Annotated in this window: 12 protein-coding genes; all 12 read left to right on the top strand. The window is 52.3% G+C overall.

The annotated features are described in order from the left end of the window. Positions 1-4 precede the first annotated feature (4 nt). On the top strand, positions 5-2251 hold the full coding sequence (locus ACR9FF_RS19160) for a penicillin-binding transpeptidase domain-containing protein (RefSeq protein WP_435163764.1): 2247 nt from the start codon (positions 5-7) through the stop codon (positions 2249-2251). Positions 2252-2351: 100 nt separating this feature from the next. Next, positions 2352-4289 (top strand): stage V sporulation protein D, encoded by a 1938-nt coding sequence (locus ACR9FF_RS19155; protein WP_435163761.1) that lies wholly within the window; start codon positions 2352-2354, stop codon positions 4287-4289. 168 nt (positions 4290-4457) lie between these two features. After that, positions 4458-5945 (top strand): UDP-N-acetylmuramoyl-L-alanyl-D-glutamate--2,6-diaminopimelate ligase, encoded by a 1488-nt coding sequence (locus tag ACR9FF_RS19150; RefSeq protein WP_127497757.1) that lies wholly within the window; start codon positions 4458-4460, stop codon positions 5943-5945. Beyond that, a complete protein-coding gene (locus ACR9FF_RS19145; RefSeq protein ID WP_435163758.1) occupies positions 5942-7354 on the top strand; it encodes a UDP-N-acetylmuramoyl-tripeptide--D-alanyl-D-alanine ligase in 1413 nt (470 codons plus the stop codon). The genes ACR9FF_RS19150 and ACR9FF_RS19145 overlap by 4 nt, the downstream gene beginning before the upstream one ends. An 8-nt stretch (positions 7355-7362) precedes the next feature. Beyond that, positions 7363-8319 carry a phospho-N-acetylmuramoyl-pentapeptide-transferase gene (gene mraY, locus ACR9FF_RS19140; protein WP_015845462.1) on the top strand — a complete coding sequence of 319 codons (957 nt, stop codon included), beginning with the start codon at positions 7363-7365 and terminating at the stop codon, positions 8317-8319. A gap of 127 nt (positions 8320-8446) precedes the next feature. Continuing rightward, positions 8447-9868, top strand: a complete 1422-nt coding sequence (gene murD, locus ACR9FF_RS19135) for a UDP-N-acetylmuramoyl-L-alanine--D-glutamate ligase (protein ID WP_435163755.1) — start codon at positions 8447-8449, stop codon at positions 9866-9868. Positions 9869-9914: 46 nt separating this feature from the next. Further along, positions 9915-11012 carry a stage V sporulation protein E gene (gene spoVE, locus ACR9FF_RS19130; protein ID WP_127497751.1) on the top strand — a complete coding sequence of 366 codons (1098 nt, stop codon included), beginning with the start codon at positions 9915-9917 and terminating at the stop codon, positions 11010-11012. 259 nt (positions 11013-11271) lie between these two features. After that, positions 11272-12177 (top strand): UDP-N-acetylmuramate dehydrogenase, encoded by a 906-nt coding sequence (murB, locus tag ACR9FF_RS19125; protein ID WP_435163752.1) that lies wholly within the window; start codon positions 11272-11274, stop codon positions 12175-12177. Positions 12178-12192: 15 nt separating this feature from the next. Continuing rightward, the gene (murA, locus tag ACR9FF_RS19120) at positions 12193-13461 is read left to right on the top strand and encodes a UDP-N-acetylglucosamine 1-carboxyvinyltransferase (RefSeq protein WP_127497747.1); all 1269 of its coding nucleotides are present in this window, start codon (positions 12193-12195) and stop codon (positions 13459-13461) included. A gap of 90 nt (positions 13462-13551) precedes the next feature. Continuing rightward, positions 13552-14322 (top strand): cell division protein FtsQ/DivIB, encoded by a 771-nt coding sequence (locus tag ACR9FF_RS19115; protein WP_435163749.1) that lies wholly within the window; start codon positions 13552-13554, stop codon positions 14320-14322. Between the two features lie 226 nt (positions 14323-14548). Continuing rightward, positions 14549-15796 (top strand): cell division protein FtsA, encoded by a 1248-nt coding sequence (gene ftsA, locus ACR9FF_RS19110; RefSeq protein WP_127497743.1) that lies wholly within the window; start codon positions 14549-14551, stop codon positions 15794-15796. 17 nt (positions 15797-15813) lie between these two features. Further along, a complete protein-coding gene (gene ftsZ, locus ACR9FF_RS19105) occupies positions 15814-16950 on the top strand; it encodes a cell division protein FtsZ (RefSeq protein WP_201001413.1) in 1137 nt (378 codons plus the stop codon). The last annotated feature ends 460 nt before the right edge of the window (positions 16951-17410 follow it).

Genomic DNA, 17410 nt, shown 5'->3' with positions numbered 1-17410 from the left:
GCATATGGTGAAACGAATTAAACTTCGCACGTTGTTGTTTGGAGGGATAATAACCCTCCTTTTTGTTGTTCTAATCGGAAGAATCTATTGGGTGCAGGTAGTTAAAGGAGACTTTTGGTACGAAAAGGCCAAGACAAGATGGGCGGCCGAAGAGAAGCTCTTAGCGAAGAGGGGGACGATTACGGACAGGGACGGCAACATGCTCGCCATGGATTCCGTTGCTTACGATATCGCGGTAAACCCCGATATGATTCATAAGCTGAATATCGCCGACGAAGTAGCAGCGGGATTACATACATTGCTGGGTAAGCCGGAGGCCGATCTGCTCAAGATCGTTACGGCGCAAAAGGATAACGGCGACTACTATCAGCAGCGCGAGATTCACGAGGAAGGCTGGAAGATAGACAAGGAGCTTGCCGACAAGGTCGTTAAGTTCCGCCAGGAGCTTTACGATAAATACAAGACGAAGGACGTCGGCATTTACCTCTTTGAAGATCAGAAGAGATATTATCCGCGTCATTCCATGGCTTCGCAGCTCCTGGGGTACGTGACGAAGGAAGGCCAGGCGGCTTCGGGGATTGAGTCATTCTATAACGACAAGCTGAAAGGCGAAGACGGGGAGCTGAAGTACGAAAAGGACGGCAAACGCGTCCAGCTCGCGGAAGGCGAAGTCGAATACAAGCCGGCGAAGGATGGCCAGGACATTGCTCTTACGCTCGATATGGACATTCAGAATTACGTGGAGAAAGCGCTGGAGGATATCAATCAGAAATATCATCCGAAAAGCATTACCGCGATTGCCGCGGATCCGAATACGATGGATATTCTGGCAATGGCCAATTATCCGACATTTGATCCGAATACCTATTGGGACATGAGTTACGAGAATGCGTATAACCACTCGATCAAGTCTTTGTATGAGCCTGGTTCAACGTTCAAAATTGTAACGCTGGCTGCAGCCGTGCAGGAAGGGATCTTCAACCCTAACGCCACTTATAAGTCCGGTTATATCTCGGTACCGGGCGCTCCGGTAAAAGACATTAACAAAGTCGGTTGGGGGACCATTACCTATCTGGAAGGCTTGAAGCGCTCCAGTAACGTTGCGTTCGTTAAGCTCGGCTGGGAGCAGCTTGGCGGCGTAAAGCTTATGGATTATATCAACCGGTTCGGGTTCGGCCAAAAAACGGGCGTCGAGCTTGGCGGTGAAGCATCGGGTGCGATTAACGTGAACTTATCCATTCCTTCCGATATTGCCCGCGCTTCATTTGGTCAAGGCAAGGTGCAAGTTACGGCCATTCAACAGATTGCGGCAGTTGCCGCGGTTGCGAACGGCGGCAAGCTGATGGAGCCGCATATCGTGAAACAGATTTATGATCCTAACACGAAGACAACCGTAAAGACGCAGCCTAAGGTAGTCAGACAGGTTATTTCGCAGGAAGCCTCGAAGAAGGTGGGCGAATACCTGGAACAGGTCGTATCGGACCAAGAGATCGGTACCGGCCGCAATGCCTATATCGAAGGCTATCGGGTAGCAGGCAAGACGGGTACGGCGCAAAAGGTTATTAACGGAAAATATTCGCAAGACAAGTTCGTCGTATCTTTTATCGGATACGCGCCTGTCGAGAATCCGAAAATTGTCCTCTATATCGTCGTTGACGAGCCTAACGATCCGAAAGCCGGCGGCGGCGCCGTTGCGGCACCGGCCTTTAAGGACATTGTATACAAAAGCTTAAAGCATATGGGCGTTTCGCCGGATGTTAAAGTCACCGAGAACGGGAAGAAAGAAGTAACGGTATCCGTGCCTAAGCTCGATAGTCTGACCGTATCCCAAGCAAAAACGCAGCTGAAATCACGCGGCTTAAACGTTGAGGTAGTCGGCGGCGGAACAAAAGTCATCCAGCAGGTGCCTGCTTCGGGGGCTTCCGTTCATCCGGCCCAGAAGGTTTACTTGATTACGGAGCAACGGGATAAGCTGAAAATTCCGGATATGACGGGTATTTCATTGCGCGACGCACTCGAAATCGCATCCGTGCTGGACATCCGCGCAACGGTTAAAGGCGAAGGCTATGTCGTTTCGCAGAAACAGATCACGAAAAATGGCGAGCGTCTCATTGAACTTACGCTTTCTCCGCAGACGGACGCGGTGAACGGCGAGACCGCTTCTTCCGATTCGGAGGATGCCAAGGCAAATGCGGATGACGGGACGGATTCGGCCGAAGATCAGAAAGTCGATACGGCCAATACGCAATAATTCATCGATAGCTTGTTCTATCCCCCACTTGTCCCTCATAGGTTGGGAATGAGCGTCAGCGTACGCTCAGCCGAAGGATGAGGCGTAAGGGGGAACAAGGATGAAGGTATCAAATGTAACGTTGCGTCGCCGGCTGTTTATTGTGCTTTTAATCAGCGTGGCAGCTTTTGCCGGATTGATTTTCCGGCTTTCTTATGTTCAGCTGTGGCAGGGCGAGAAGCTGTCCGCCCAAGCGGAAGACAACTGGCGGCGCGAAATTCCTTATAAGGCGAAGCGTGGCGATATTCTGGATCGTAACGGGACCAAGCTGGCGTATGATATAAGCACGCCAACCGTGCTGGCTATCCCCGTGCAAATTCCGGACAAACAGGCAACGGCAGCCAAGCTTGCGCCTTATTTGGATATGACGGAGGAAGCATTGGTTAAGCTGCTCTCCAAGAAAACCAGCATTGTTGAGCTAAAGCCGGGCGGTAAACGAATGACTACCGACAAGGCGCAGCAGGTAAGAAATTTGCATCTTAACGGAGTTGTCGTTGCGGAGGACAATAACCGCTATTATCCTTTCGGAAGCCTCGCCGCGCACTTGCTGGGCTTTACGGGAGTAGATAAAGGGCTTACCGGCGTGGAAGCCAAATATAACGATATGCTTAAAGGGATTGACGGCAATGTCTCCTACTTATCCACGGCATCCGGCAAAACAATGCCGAATTCTTCGGATACGTACAAGGCGCCGCAGCAAGGCTTATCCCTGGAATTAACGATCGACCAGCAGATTCAGGCGGTTATGGAGCGGGAACTCGATCAGGCGATGACGGCGCTCCAGCCAGATGATATCATTGCAATCGCCATGAACCCGAATACGGGAGAAATTCTCGGCATGGCAAGCCGGCCAACCTATGAGCCTGCTAATTACAGGGAATATCCAAGCGAAACCTACAACCGGAATCTTCCGATCTGGATGACTTACGAGCCGGGTTCTACGTTTAAGATTATAACTCTTGCGGCTGCAATCGAAGAGAAGAAGGTAAACCTCAAGAACGAAACCTTCTTCGATCCCGGTGCCGTCGAGATCGGGGGAGCCAGGCTCCGCTGCTGGAAAAAAGGCGGCCATGGCAGCCAGACCTTCCTCGAGGTTGTGCAAAATTCCTGCAACCCGGGATTTGTAAACCTTGGTAATCGGCTTGGCAAAGAGAAGCTTTTCGATTATATTAAAAACTTCGGATTCGGTTCGAAAACGGGCATTGATATTCCTGGCGAAGCAAACGGTATCTTGTTCAAGCTGGATAAGGTGGGTCCTGTCGAGCTTGCTACTACCGCTTTCGGTCAAGGCGTATCGGTTACGCCGATTCAACAAATTGCCGCCGTATCGGCTGCAATTAACGGCGGTACCTTGTACAAACCTCACGTAACCAAGGCATGGATTAATCCGCAGACCGGCGAGACGGTGCAGCAGATTGAACCGGAGGCTGTCCGCAAGGTCATCTCGGAGGACACGTCGAAGCAGGTGCGCGAAGCGCTTGAAAGCGTCGTTGCCCTCGGAACAGGCGGCAATGCGTTTATCGATGGCTACAGGGTAGGCGGAAAAACTGGTACCGCGCAAAAAGTAATCAATGGACGTTATTCTCCGAATGAACATATCGTATCCTTTGTTGGCTTCGCTCCTGCCGATAAACCGGAGATCGTCATTTATGTGGCGGTAGATAATCCGCAAGGCATTCAATTCGGCGGTGTCGTGGCTGCCCCTATCGTGCGTAATATTATGGAGGACGCTCTTACGATTCTGCAGGTGCCGCCTCGCGACAAGCAGATCGACAAGAAGTATAAGCTTGGCGAGACGCCGATCGTTACGGTTCCTAACCTGGTAGGGAAATCAGTGTCGGACATATACGAGGATATGAACATGAACTTTAATTTGTCCTCGGCGGGTTCGGGCAATACGGTTATCCGCCAAGCTCCGGCAGTCGGCGCGAGGGTAGAGAAGGGTTCAACGATACGTATTTATTTAGGCGATGAGGATGATATATCGGATTCCCATTGACCAACCATAGTCAAGAAGGATGATATAATGCATCCTCCGTGACTAACCATAGTCAAGAAGGATGATATAATGCATTCTCCGTGACTAACCATAGTCAAGAAGGATGATATAATGCATCCTCCTTGACTATAATGAGAGATAACGACCAGCATACGGGAGGAAAACAACATGCGATTAAGCGAATTGGCAGAACTGCTTATTACGGCGAGGCTATCAGGAGCAGGCGATACGGAAATAGCGGGGATCGAGACGGATTCCCGCAAAGTAGGGCCGGGGCAGTTATTCATCTGTCTGCCGGGTCATACGGTTGACGGTCATGCTTACGCGCCTCAAGCGGCGGCCAAAGGCGCAGTCGCATTCGTCGTCGAACGTGAGCTGGAGCTGGATGCTCCTCAGCTGATCGTGAAGGACAGCCGGCTGGCTATGGCCGTATTGGCCGATCATTTCTATGGTCACCCCAGCAAGGCTCTTCATCTGATTGGGGTAACGGGGACGAATGGCAAGACGACTACAACTTATTTGATCGAACAGATTTTAAATGATAACGACAGAAGCTCCGGCGTAATCGGCACGGTAGAGATGCGGTACGCGGGAAAATCGTTTCCGATGTCGGGCACTACGCCGGAAGCGCTTCAGCTGCAGCAATATTTATCCGACATGCGCAAGGAAGGAACGGCCTATTGCGCGATAGAAGTGTCCTCGCATGCTCTGGAGCAGGGGCGCGTGAAGGGCTGCCGGTTCCGTACGGCGGTCTTTACGAATCTGACCCAGGATCATCTGGACTATCACGGAACGATGGAAAAGTATGCGGCGGCAAAAGGTCTGTTCTTCTCGCGCCTTGGCAATGAGTACGCGGCAAACGCCGGGGATCGCGCTTATGCGGTTCTTAATGTGGATGATCCCGTATCCGAGCAGTTCGCCAAGCTGACGGCAGCCGAAGTCATCACCTACGGCATCGACAACCATGCTGATGTTCGGGCTTCGGATATCCGGATTTCCGCGCGTGGCACTACGTTTCGGGTAAGCACATTCCGCGGCGAGACGGATATCGCGCTGCAGATGGTCGGCAAGTTTAACGTCTATAATGCGCTTGCGGCTATTTCGGCCGCTCTGATTGAAGGCGTTGCGCTTGAACGGATCAAGGCTAGTCTCGAAGCGGTTCCCGGCGTGCCGGGCCGTGTAGAATCCGTGCAGGCAGGACAGGAGTTCGCCGTTGTCGTGGACTACGCGCATACCCCAGACGGACTGGAGAATGTGCTTCGCGCGGTGAAGGAGCTGGCTCCTCCGCAGATTATTTGCGTATTCGGCTGCGGCGGCGACCGCGACAAGACGAAACGCCCGATTATGGGCTCGATTGCCGCCCGCTATGCGGATTACGTGCTCGTCACCTCCGATAACCCGAGAACGGAAGATCCGGACCTTATTCTAAAGGATATTGAAGCCGGTCTCCTGAAGGACGGAGTAACCTCCGACCGTTACGAACTGGAGGTTGACCGCCGCGCCGCGATTGAAAAAGCGGTTGAAATGGCAAGCCCGGGAGATGTAGTATTGATTGCGGGGAAAGGTCATGAAACGTATCAAATTATAGGAAGCGTTACGCATCCTTTTGACGACCGTTTGGTGGCAAAAGAAGCGATAAGGGGATTATTACATTGATCAATCGTACATTGGAGCAAGTCGCCGACATGTGCGGCGCAAGAGCCTATAAAGGCGAACCCGTCCGGATTGCCGGCGTCAGCACGGACACGCGCAGCATTCAGCCGGGTCAGCTGTTCGTTCCGCTTGTCGGAGAAAATTTTGACGGTCACAACTATGTCGCTCAAGCGCTTCAGCAGGGAGCCGCGGCCGCGTTGTGGGAGACGAAGCGCGAAGTGCCGCAGGAGCTGGAAGGCGCACCTCTATTATTTGTGAGGGATACGCTGAAGGCGCTCCAGCAGCTGGCAACTTCCTATCGGGAAGAGCTGTACGTCCGCGTTATCGGCATTACGGGCAGCAACGGCAAAACAACAACCAAAGACATGGTTGCGGCCGTTCTTGGAACATCTTATAAAGTTCACAAGACGGCAGGCAATCTGAATAATCATATCGGCCTGCCATTAACCGTTCTCCAGCTTGACGAGGAAACGGATGCGGCAGTCCTTGAGATGGGCATGAGCGGCTTTGGCGAGATCGAGCTGCTTACGAATATTGCCCGTCCCGATGTAGCGGTTATTACGAATATCGGAGATGCCCATCTGCTTCAGCTTGGCTCCCGCGAAGGGATCGCGAAGGCAAAGCTGGAGATTGCGCAGGGGCTTCATTCCGGCGGCATTCTTCTTTATAACGGCGATGAGCCGCTGCTGGCGGCGGAGCTTGCGACAATGAGCCTGCCGGAAGGCACGCAGCTTCAGACCTTTGGCCTTGGAGAAGCGAACGACTGGTCGGCGGCCGATATCGGGGTTGGGGCCGTGTCCTCGACTTTTGCCGTTAAGCGCAAAGGGCAGGATACCGCATCCGCGCCGTACACCATACCGGTTCCCGGCCAGCATAACGTCAGCAACGCGCTTGCGGCCATCGCGATTGGACGCCGGTTCGGCATTTCGGAGGAAAATATCCGGGGTGGCCTGATTGGCCTTGAGCTGACGGGCATGAGAATTCAGCCGGTGAAGGCGCATAACGGCGCTATGATTCTTAATGACGCTTATAACGCCAATCCGACCGCCGTGCGCGCAGCGATTGACCTGGTCGGGCAATTGACCGGATTCCGGCGCAAATGGATCGTTCTTGGCGATATGCGGGAGCTTGGTCCGGAGGAAGAGTCTCTCCATTTCGAGACGGGAGCTTATATTACGCCGGACAAGGCAGATGCCGTCGTTACGTTCGGATCATTGTCGGAGCATACGTCGGCAGGGGCTTTGTCGCAGTTCCCGGCGGAAGCTAAAGGAACGGCGATTGTACATTTTGATGATAAAGGGAAGCTTGGAGAATGGTTGAGAGAGCAAGTACAGCCTCAGGATCTCGTTCTGGTCAAAGGCTCGCGCGGCGTGCGCATGGAACAGATTGTCCAAACTTTGGAAGCGAGGTGAGATAGATAATGGACACGATGGTCATCTTATTTTCATTAGGTGCATCATTCTTAATAGCGGTTCTGCTTGGACCATTGTTCATTCCGCTTCTCCGGCGCATGAAGTTTGGACAGCAAATCCGGACCGACGGTCCGCAAAGCCACTTGAAGAAAAGCGGCACCCCAACAATGGGCGGCATTATCATTATGCTTGCGCTGCTAATCGCCTTTTTGAAATTTTCGGATAAGACCCCTGATTTCTGGGTGCTTTTTACGGCTTCACTAGGTTTTGGACTTGTTGGATTTCTTGATGATTATATTAAAATCGTATTTAAACGCTCGCTTGGATTGACGGCGCGCCAGAAGCTGTTCGGCCAGCTGTTGTTCTCCATCATCGTATGCGCGGAGCTGTACAATATGAATCACAGCACGATGATCACGGTACCGGGTACTTCCTGGGGCTTTGACCTTGGCTGGTTCTATTATCCGTTTGTCGTGATTATCCTGTTCGGATCGAGCAACGCGGTAAACTTCACGGACGGCCTGGACGGCCTTTTGTCGGGGACGAGCGCCATTGCCTTTGGCGCCTTTACCATTCTCGCGCTTCAAGTATCCGAGCATGAATCGGCTATTTTTTCCGCGGCAATGGTTGGGGCGGTGCTTGGCTTCCTGATCTTTAACGCCCATCCGGCAAAGGTATTTATGGGAGACACGGGCTCGCTTGGTATTGGGGGCGGCATTGCGGCCGTCGCGATTCTGACCAAGATGGAGCTTATGCTCGTTATCGTAGGCGGCGTATTCGTGCTGGAAATGCTTTCGGTCATTCTGCAGGTTGGATCGTTTAAGCTCCGCGGCAAGCGGATTTTCAAGATGAGCCCGATTCACCATCACTTCGAATTAAGCGGCTGGTCCGAATGGCGGGTCGTTACGACCTTCTGGTCGGTCGGTTTGCTGCTGGCGGTAATCGGACTTCTTCTTGCCCTATAAGGTATAATGATAATGGTTTGGCTGATCTCTTGCCGGCTTTCCAGGAAGCCTGGCGAGAGTGCCTGACTATACATAACGAAGACTACTAAGCGGCTAGCTCCGCTTCTTATACAAAGGAGTTGTACTTATGAACCATCCGGCGACTTATCGGGATCGCCGCGTCGTTGTACTAGGTCTTGCCAGAAGCGGCGTGAGCGTAGCAAAAGTATTCCATGCTCTTGGAGCGGAAGTGATTGTGAACGACAAAAAAGAACGCGAACTATGCCCCGAAGCGGATGAATTAACTGCTTTGGGCATTTCTGTGCTATGCGGTTATCATCCGGACGATCTTGTGACAAGCGAAACGGCGCTGCTGGTGAAAAATCCGGGAATCCCGTATACGGCAAGTCCTGTCCAACAGGCAGAAGCTCATGGCGTGGAAATTGTGACGGAGGTCGAGGTCGCTTATTGGCTGTCGGAGGCTCCGATTATCGGAATTACCGGTTCGAACGGCAAAACCACAACAACGACCTGGATCGGCGAGCTGCTTGGCGGCGCGGGCTTTAATCCCATCGTGGCGGGCAATATCGGCATACCGCTCTGCGAAGCCGCAGCCGAAGCGACGAAAGACAACTGGATCGTGGCAGAGCTCAGCAGCTTCCAATTGAAAGGGACATCGGCATTCCGTCCGCGCATTGCTCTCTTGCTCAACATTGCCGAGACTCATCTGGACTATCATGGCGGGATGGAAGATTACGTCGCATCGAAGGCGAAGCTGTTCGATAATCAGACGGCGGACGATGTTGCCGTTCTGAACTGGGACGATGCGACCTGCAGGGCGATTGCTGACCATCTGGCCGCAAAGCTGATGCCGTTCTCGCTGTATGTGCGGCTTGACCAAGGGATCTGCATTGAACCGCCGTTTGAACGCGGCAAAGATTCGGATAAAGAGCATATGATCGTATGGCGTAAAGAAGACGGGACGGAGCAGGCTATTCTGCCGGTATCCGCGCTTGGGCTGCCGGGCCGCCATAACGCCGGAAACGCGCTTGCGGCGATTGCTGCCTGCCTTGCAGCGGGGGTCGCTCCCGAAGCAATGCTGCCGGCTCTGCAAGGCTTTAGAGGCGTTGAGCACCGGCTCGAGTACGCGGGAGAAATCAACGGCGTCCATTATTATAATGATTCCAAGGCTACAAATCCCATGGCGACCACGATGTCAGTCGGCTCTTTGAGCGCGCCTATCATTCTTATCGCAGGCGGACTTGACCGCGGCTCCGATTACATGGAGCTTCTTCCGGTATTCCGTGACCGGCTGAAGGGGCTGGTAACGTTGGGTCAAACAAGAGAGAAGCTGGCGAAGGTGGCGGAGCTTGCAGGTTTAACGAATGTGCGATTGGTCGAACCTGAGGAGGACGCCGAGTCTACTTTGCGCAGGGCCGTACGGGAGGCTGCCGGACTAGCGGAGCCTGGAGATATCGTTTTGTTGTCGCCGGCCTGCGCGAGTTGGGATATGTTTGCATCCTTTGAGGAACGAGGACGCATTTTTAAAGAATCGGCGCATACCTTGTAAGTAGGGGGCTTGTCCCTACTTACGCTAAACAAGAGGTGTGTTTGCTATGGCCAAAGCCAGGTCCGCCCCGGACGTTTGGATGATCGTATCGATTGCGCTTATCCTGACGATTGGATTAGTAATGGTATACAGCGCGAGCGCGGTGCTCGCTTTCCATGAATTCGGCGATAAATTCTATTACGTGAAGCGCCAGCTTATATTTGCCGTCCTTGGCGTTGGTGCGTTAATATTTACGATGAACGCGAATTATCTCATATGGAAAAACTGGGCGAAGGCGGCGCTGCTGATTTGCTTCGTCCTGCTGATTATCGTGCTTATTCCCGGAATCGGCGTTGTCCGCGGCGGTGCCCGAAGCTGGCTTGGCATCAGCTCTTTTGGCATACAGCCTTCGGAGTTTATGAAGCTTGCGATGATTCTGTTTCTGGCCAAATGGCTGTCGGACAAGCAGCAGACCATTACTCATTTCACGAAAGGCTTGCTGCCGCCTCTTGGCTTGGTTGGACTAGCCTTCGGCCTTATTATGCTGCAGCCGGATCTGGGGTCCGGCGCGGTTATGGTTGGTGCCGCGTTGATTCTTATTTTCGCGGCGGGCGCGAGGATCAGCCATCTGGCGTTGCTTGGTTCAAGCGGTCTGCTTGGACTTATAGCGCTGGTTATTGCCGAACCTTATAGGATGAAGAGGATTACGGGCTTCCTTGATCCTTGGGCGGACCCGCTGGGTACAGGCTATCAAATCATTCAATCCCTATACGCGATAGGACCGGGCGGTCTGGTAGGGCTTGGGCTAGGCATGAGCCGTCAGAAGTTCAGCTATTTGCCGGAGCCGCAGACGGATTTCATATTTTCCATTATTTCCGAGGAACTTGGCTTTATAGGCGGATCCGCGCTTATTCTTCTGTTTATGGTCTTAGTCTGGAGGGGAGTCCGGACTGCGATATCGGCTCCAGACACATTCGGCAGTCTGCTTGCGGTAGGGATTACCGGGATCATAGGCGTTCAGGTATTAATCAATATCGGTGTCGTTATCGGCGCAATGCCGGTAACCGGGATAACGCTGCCGCTGATCAGTTACGGCGGTTCATCACTGACACTGCTGCTTACCGCTCTTGGCATTTTGCTCAATATATCCCGGTATTCCAGATAACGAGGGAAAACATATTGGCGTAAATGGCCGGCATGGCGCCGCCTTTCGAGGCGGCCTCCTGACGTCCATTTTTGTGTTTACGGGTGAGCATGGGCGATTGTCACATTCGAGATGGAGAGGGCATAAGATACTCTATAAATCGTGACCGTCGCCCTGCTCGGGCCGTTAGTCACACGCTGCGGCGGGCAGCTCCAGCTGCCGGCAGCCGCAAGCGGAGCCCTGATTCTCTCAACTAGAAGCTATAAGGAGGTTCGACAACATGGAAACATTTATTGCGGAATTGGAACAAGCAGGTCTCGGTCAGATCCTGTACAATGAGCCGCTTGCAAAACATACCACTTGGAAAATCGGCGGACCCGCTGACGTTCTGTTTATCCCACACGGCAAAGATCAGCTCGTGTCGGCCATCCGCCTGCTTCATAAGCATGGCGTACCGTGGACGAATCTCGGCCGCGGCTCCAATATGCTGGTGAGCGATAAAGGAATTCGCGGCGTTGTGATCAAGACGCGCGACGGGCTGGATTATGTGCGCTTTGAAGGAACGCTCGTACATGCGGGCGCATCGTTCTCGTTCGTAAAATTATCAAGAATGTCAGGCAGGGAAGGACTTACCGGGCTGGAATTCGCGGGGGGAATTCCGGGTACGGTAGGCGGAGCTGTCTATATGAACGCAGGCGCGCATGGTTCCGATGTGTCACGTATTTTTAGATCAGCTGAGATTGTGCTGGAGACAGGTGAATTGGTACGATTCGACCGAGAGGCGATGCAATTCTCTTACCGCCACTCTATCCTTCATGAATTGAAGGGCGTTGTCGTAGAAGCTACGTTCGAGCTTGCAGAAGGAGACCGCAATGAAATTTCGGCAACACTCTCTGCTTATCAGGAACGGCGGTTACGCACGCAGCCGCTGCAGCTCGCATGCGCAGGCAGCGTGTTCCGCAATCCGCCGAGTGATTTTGCCGCTAGACTCATTCAGGAGGCGGGCTTAAAGGGCGTTCGATTCGGGGGAGCGGAAGTTTCGGAGCTTCACGCCAATTTCATAGTAAACAGAGGGCAAGCGACAGCTGAAGATGTTCTCACCCTCATGACTCACATTCAAGGTACGATAGCAGACCGCTACGGCGTTCAGCTGGTACCGGAAGTATTGGTGGTGGGTGAGCGGTAATTCGGAGGTGATACATTGGACAAATTGGTGATTGAAGGCGGGAAACCTCTCTCAGGATCCATTGTTATCCAAGGAGCGAAAAATGCCGCTTTGCCAATATTGGCAGCCTGTATGCTAGCGGAAGGCACATCAACCATTGAACATGTGCCTAGGCTGCTTGATATCGACGTAATGCTTAACATTTTGCGCGAACTAGGATGCCGCGCTGAGCATGTGGGGGATACAGTCGTTCTGAACACAGAAACTGCACACACCTCGCATGTGCCGGAATCGTTAATGGGACAGATGCGCTCGTCTATCTTTTTGATGGGGCCGTTATTAGCTAGATTTGGTGAAACGCAGGTGTATCAGCCTGGCGGCTGCGCAATCGGCGAGAGAAAGATCGATCTACATTTGGAAGGACTTCAAGCTCTTGGCGCAGAAATTGAGGAGATCGGCAACCGGATCATCTGCCGTGCGGATAAACTGCACGGGGCGGATATCCATCTGGCCTTCCCAAGCGTCGGGGCAACGGAGAACATTATGATGGCAGCCGTGCTTGCCGAAGGTCGGACAACGATCAGCAATGCGGCACGGGAGCCGGAGATTCAGGATTTGCAGAAGTTTCTGAACGCAATGGGCGCGAAAATCATGGGTGCCGGAACGGACACGATTACGATCGAAGGGGTACAGTCGCTAACGCCTTGCACGTATACCGTCATTCCGGACCGAATTGTTGCCGGCACCATTATGGTAGCCGCAGCCGCAACCCGTGGGCAGGTCACTTTGTTAAACACGAATCCGGCGCATTTATCCTCGCTTATTCACGTGCTTCGCCGGGCAGGTGTTCAAATCTTGGTTGACGGTGATATAATCAAGGTGGGCTGCCCAGGGCGGCCGAGAGCAGTGGAAAGAGTCGTGACGGCTCCGTATCCTGCCTTCCCGACCGATCTTCAGTCGCAGGTGATGGTGCTGCTTGCGCTTGCGGACGGAGTCAGCATTTTGAAGGAAACGATCTTCGAGGGACGTCTGAAGCATGTGGATGAATTATCCCGCATGGGCGCCGATATCCGCGTGGATTTGAACTCGGCGTTTATTCGCGGCGTACCGCGTCTGTACGGTGCAACGGTGGAAGCAACCGACCTGAGAGCGGGCGCGGCGCTTGTCATTGCCGGCTTAGCCGCGCAAGGCAAGACGATTGTCGAGCAAATCCATCATATCGACCGCGGTTATGATTGCATTGAAACGATGTTAAGCAGACTCGGCGCGCGCATTTCGCGTTACTCTCCCGTGCCGAAGAATTAACCGGGGATGACTCAAATCGCAGCTGGATAGAAACGACCGGCCCTGCCACTAAGGAGGACCGGATGTTTTTTTAGAAGGAAGGGACAAGTTATGAGCGAGCTAGTGCCTGTATTAAAAGAGCCGGAGCGAAAAAGAAAGGGCAGCCGCAAACTGCTGGCCGTTCTTTTTTTATTGTTTGTTATTCTCTTATCTGTATTATTTTTCAACTCATCAATCAGCAAGATTACGACGATAACAATAGAAGGCGCGCAATATACTTCCAAAAGCGATATTCAAGCAGCAGCAGGCATTACGGCGGGAGACGCTTATTTCGGCGTATCGGAATCCAGTTCGGAGAAGCGTATCGTCAAAGCATTAAAGCCGATAGAGGAGGCGAGCGTCTCCAAGTCCTTCCCCGGCAATGTCATAATTACAGTGAAAGAATTTCCAGTTGTCGCGTTTGAATTGTCTGCAAGCGGCGAAATGACCGCTATTATGTCGAACGGAACCAACGTTTCGGCATTAAGCGACGAATTTCTGATGGACAAGCCCGTTCTCTCCGGTTGGAAGCCGGATGATCCGAACAGGGCGGAATTGACGAAGCAGCTGGGGAAAATCTCGGAAAAGCAGCTCTCAGACTTGTCGGAGATTATTCCCGATCCTTCTAAGGCTTATCCGGATCGGATTAAGATCTACACCAGGACCAAGTTTGAAGTCGTCACGGCGGTTTCCTTGCTGCCGGAGAAAATCGAAGCGCTAAATGCGGTTATCGAAACGCAGGAGCCGGGAAAGATTACGATGCTGCTCGCGGACACTTATGTTCCGTTTAATAGTAATGCTTCAGAAAATATGGAATCTGATCAAAAAGAGACTACTCAATAGGTAGAAAGAATGGTAGAATTTTATACACAGATTTAATGTATTTTCATAGGACTATCAAGCGTTCATAAGGATTCATAACATAAGAGCTCACAGCGTAACATTAGGGAAATGAAAATTTTGTTGAAAAAAGAGGGAATATATCAAAGGCGTTGAATATGTAGAAGGACGAATGTTTAGAACCCTATCTTGTGTGTATTTTATCAGTTAAAACGGGAGGTGCCGCGGGTTGAGCAGTAACGACATCATCGTCAGTTTGGACATCGGTACATCCAAAGTTCGTGCTATTATTGGTGAAGTGAACAACGGAGCCATTAATATTATTGGAGTTGGATCTGCCGACTCGGAGGGTATTCGCAAGGGAGCTATTGTAGATATTGACCAAACCGTGCAGTCGATTCGCAGTGCTATCGAGCATGCGGAAAGAATGGTTGGCATTCAAATATCAGACGTCTATGTTGGGATTCAAGGGAATCACATAGCACTTCAGACGAATCGTGGCGTTGTTGCAGTATCCAATGAGGACCGTGAAATAGGAGAGGAAGATATCGAACGCGTGATTCAAGCGGCCAAGGTGGTCGCGCTTCCTCCTGAAAGAGAAATTATTAATCTTGTACCGAAGCAATTTTTGGTTGACGGCTTGGAAGGAATATCCGACCCTCGTGGTATGATCGGCGTTCGGCTAGAGGTTGAAGCGACCATTGTAACAGGTGCAAAAACGGCTATACATAACTTGATGCGCTGCGTAGAAAAGGCCGGACTTCGGATTTCTGGTGTAATCCTGATGTCGCTTGCTTCTGGTGTCATGTCGCTAACAAAAGACGAGAAAACGATCGGAACCGTACTGACGGATATCGGCGCGGGTTCTACGACCATTACAATCTATGAGCAAGGCAGCCTTGCCGCCATCTCGACGCTGCCAATCGGCGGCGAATACGTCACGAACGATATCGCTTACGGACTTCGTACGCAGTCGGATCAAGCGGAGAAGATCAAGCTCAAGTACGGCTGTGCTTTTGTCAACGATGCGGCAGACGATGTAAGGTTTAAAGTGACTCGCATGGGAAGCAATATGGAAAAAGAGTTTTCCCAGGTTGATCTGGCCAGCATTATCGAGCCGCGCATGCAGGAGATTTTCCATCTTGTGCGTCAAGAAGTACGCAGGCTAGGTTACGGGGATAAAGTGAACGGATACGTACTGACTGGAGGTTCTGTTACGATGCCGGGTACACTGGCACTTGCGCAAGCGGAGCTGGAGTCATCTGTTCGTATCGCATCGCCGGATTATATCGGTGTGCGCGACCCTGCATACAGCAGCGGGGTAGGAATGATCCAATACGTGTCGAAATATATGGGAGTACGAGGAGCAGCAGCAAGTACAGGGAAGAAAACGGCAAGCCGCAAGTCGGGTACCACCGCTTCATCCAAACCCGGTATGTTCGAACGGTTGAAAAATATGTTTAGCGAATTTATTTGATCGGGGGAAAATGAAAGATGTTGGAATTCGATTTGGATCTGGAGCAACTCGCTCAAATAAAAGTTATTGGTGTTGGCGGCGGCGGCAGCAACGCGGTTAACCGAATGATCGAAAACGGCGTTAAAGGCGTCGATTTCATAACCGTTAATACGGATGCGCAAGCTTTGCATCTGGCAAAGTCCGAGCATAAGCTGCAAATCGGCGATAAGCTGACTCGCGGTCTTGGCGCCGGCGCAAATCCGGAAGTGGGCAAGAAAGCGGCTGAAGAGTCGAGAGAGCTTGTAATGCAGCAATTGAAAGGCTCGGATATGGTATTCGTTACTGCCGGCATGGGCGGCGGTACGGGTACCGGCGCAGCTCCTGTTATCGCCGAGATTGCCCGCGAATGCGGCGCGCTGACAGTCGGCGTAGTAACGCGTCCGTTTACCTTCGAAGGCCGTAAACGTGCCGCGCAAGCGGAGCTTGGCATCGAAGCGTTGAAGGAAAAGGTAGATACGCTGATCGTTATCCCGAATGACCGTTTGCTTGAGATTGTGGACAAGAAGACCCCAATGCTGGAAGCGTTCCGCGAAGCGGACAACGTGCTTCGCCAAGCGGTGCAAGGTATCTCGGACTTGATCCAGGTGCCTGGTCTGATCAACCTTGACTTTGCGGACGTAAAGACGATTATGACGGAGCGCGGCTCGGCGCTGATGGGTATCGGTATCGCTACAGGCGAGAACCGCGCTGCGGAAGCGGCGAAAAAAGCGATCATGAGCCCGCTGCTCGAGACGTCCATCGATGGCGCTCGCGGCGTTATCATGAACATCACAGGCGGCAGCAACCTGTCCCTGTATGAAGTCAACGAAGCAGCGGAGATCGTTATCTCGGCTTCCGATCCGGAAGTTAATATGATCTTTGGTGCGATTATCGACGAAGACCTGAAAGACGAAATCAAGGTTACGGTTATTGCAACCGGCTTCGAAACCAGGCCTTCAGCGGCATCCCGCCGAGTAGCGCAGCCGCAAGCCGAGCCGGAAGCGCGCCAGGCGACGCAATCCGCGTCTTCTCCGCAGCAGCAGCAAGCTGCCCCGGTGAAGCCGTTTGGCGCATCGACCTCGAGCGACCAGCTCGAAATCCCTGCGTTCCTGCGCAACCGTCGCAACGACCGCTAGTCCTTTAACGCCTGACCGGCTTGCCGGTCAGGCGTTTTTGTTTTTTTTGACAAGTAGGTGGTTTCGTTACCACGCCTAGAGCTTATTTTTGTTAGGAACGTATCAACGAATTCGCCGCTTACCTCTACCGTGCTTCGATAGTTTTTGATTTGCTAGCATTCGAAGCAACATGGCCTCATGCGCTTTTCCTCATCCGCCTTAACATGTCCATGCGCCTCTTACGCAGCTTGTCTTTCATGTCGTCGTAAGAGAAACGCGAGGACATGCCATCCGTCTCTTCTTTTATTTTCGCAGCCGCGTCTCTTAAGATAATCGTCATATCAACTATTAAAAACCTCCTCATACGACAAATCCGGTCACGCTCCCCGTCAAATGGAAATAAAAAAAGCTACGTCCCGGGAGCGAAATCGATCCTGAAGACGCGGCGTGTGCTTAACAGCCATAGGAATTATATGGATAT

This window comes from Paenibacillus glycanilyticus (assembly GCF_051200795.1).
Lineage (GTDB): Bacteria > Bacillota > Bacilli > Paenibacillales > Paenibacillaceae > Pristimantibacillus > Pristimantibacillus glycanilyticus.
This window is presented reverse-complemented; position numbering and strand designations above follow the sequence as displayed.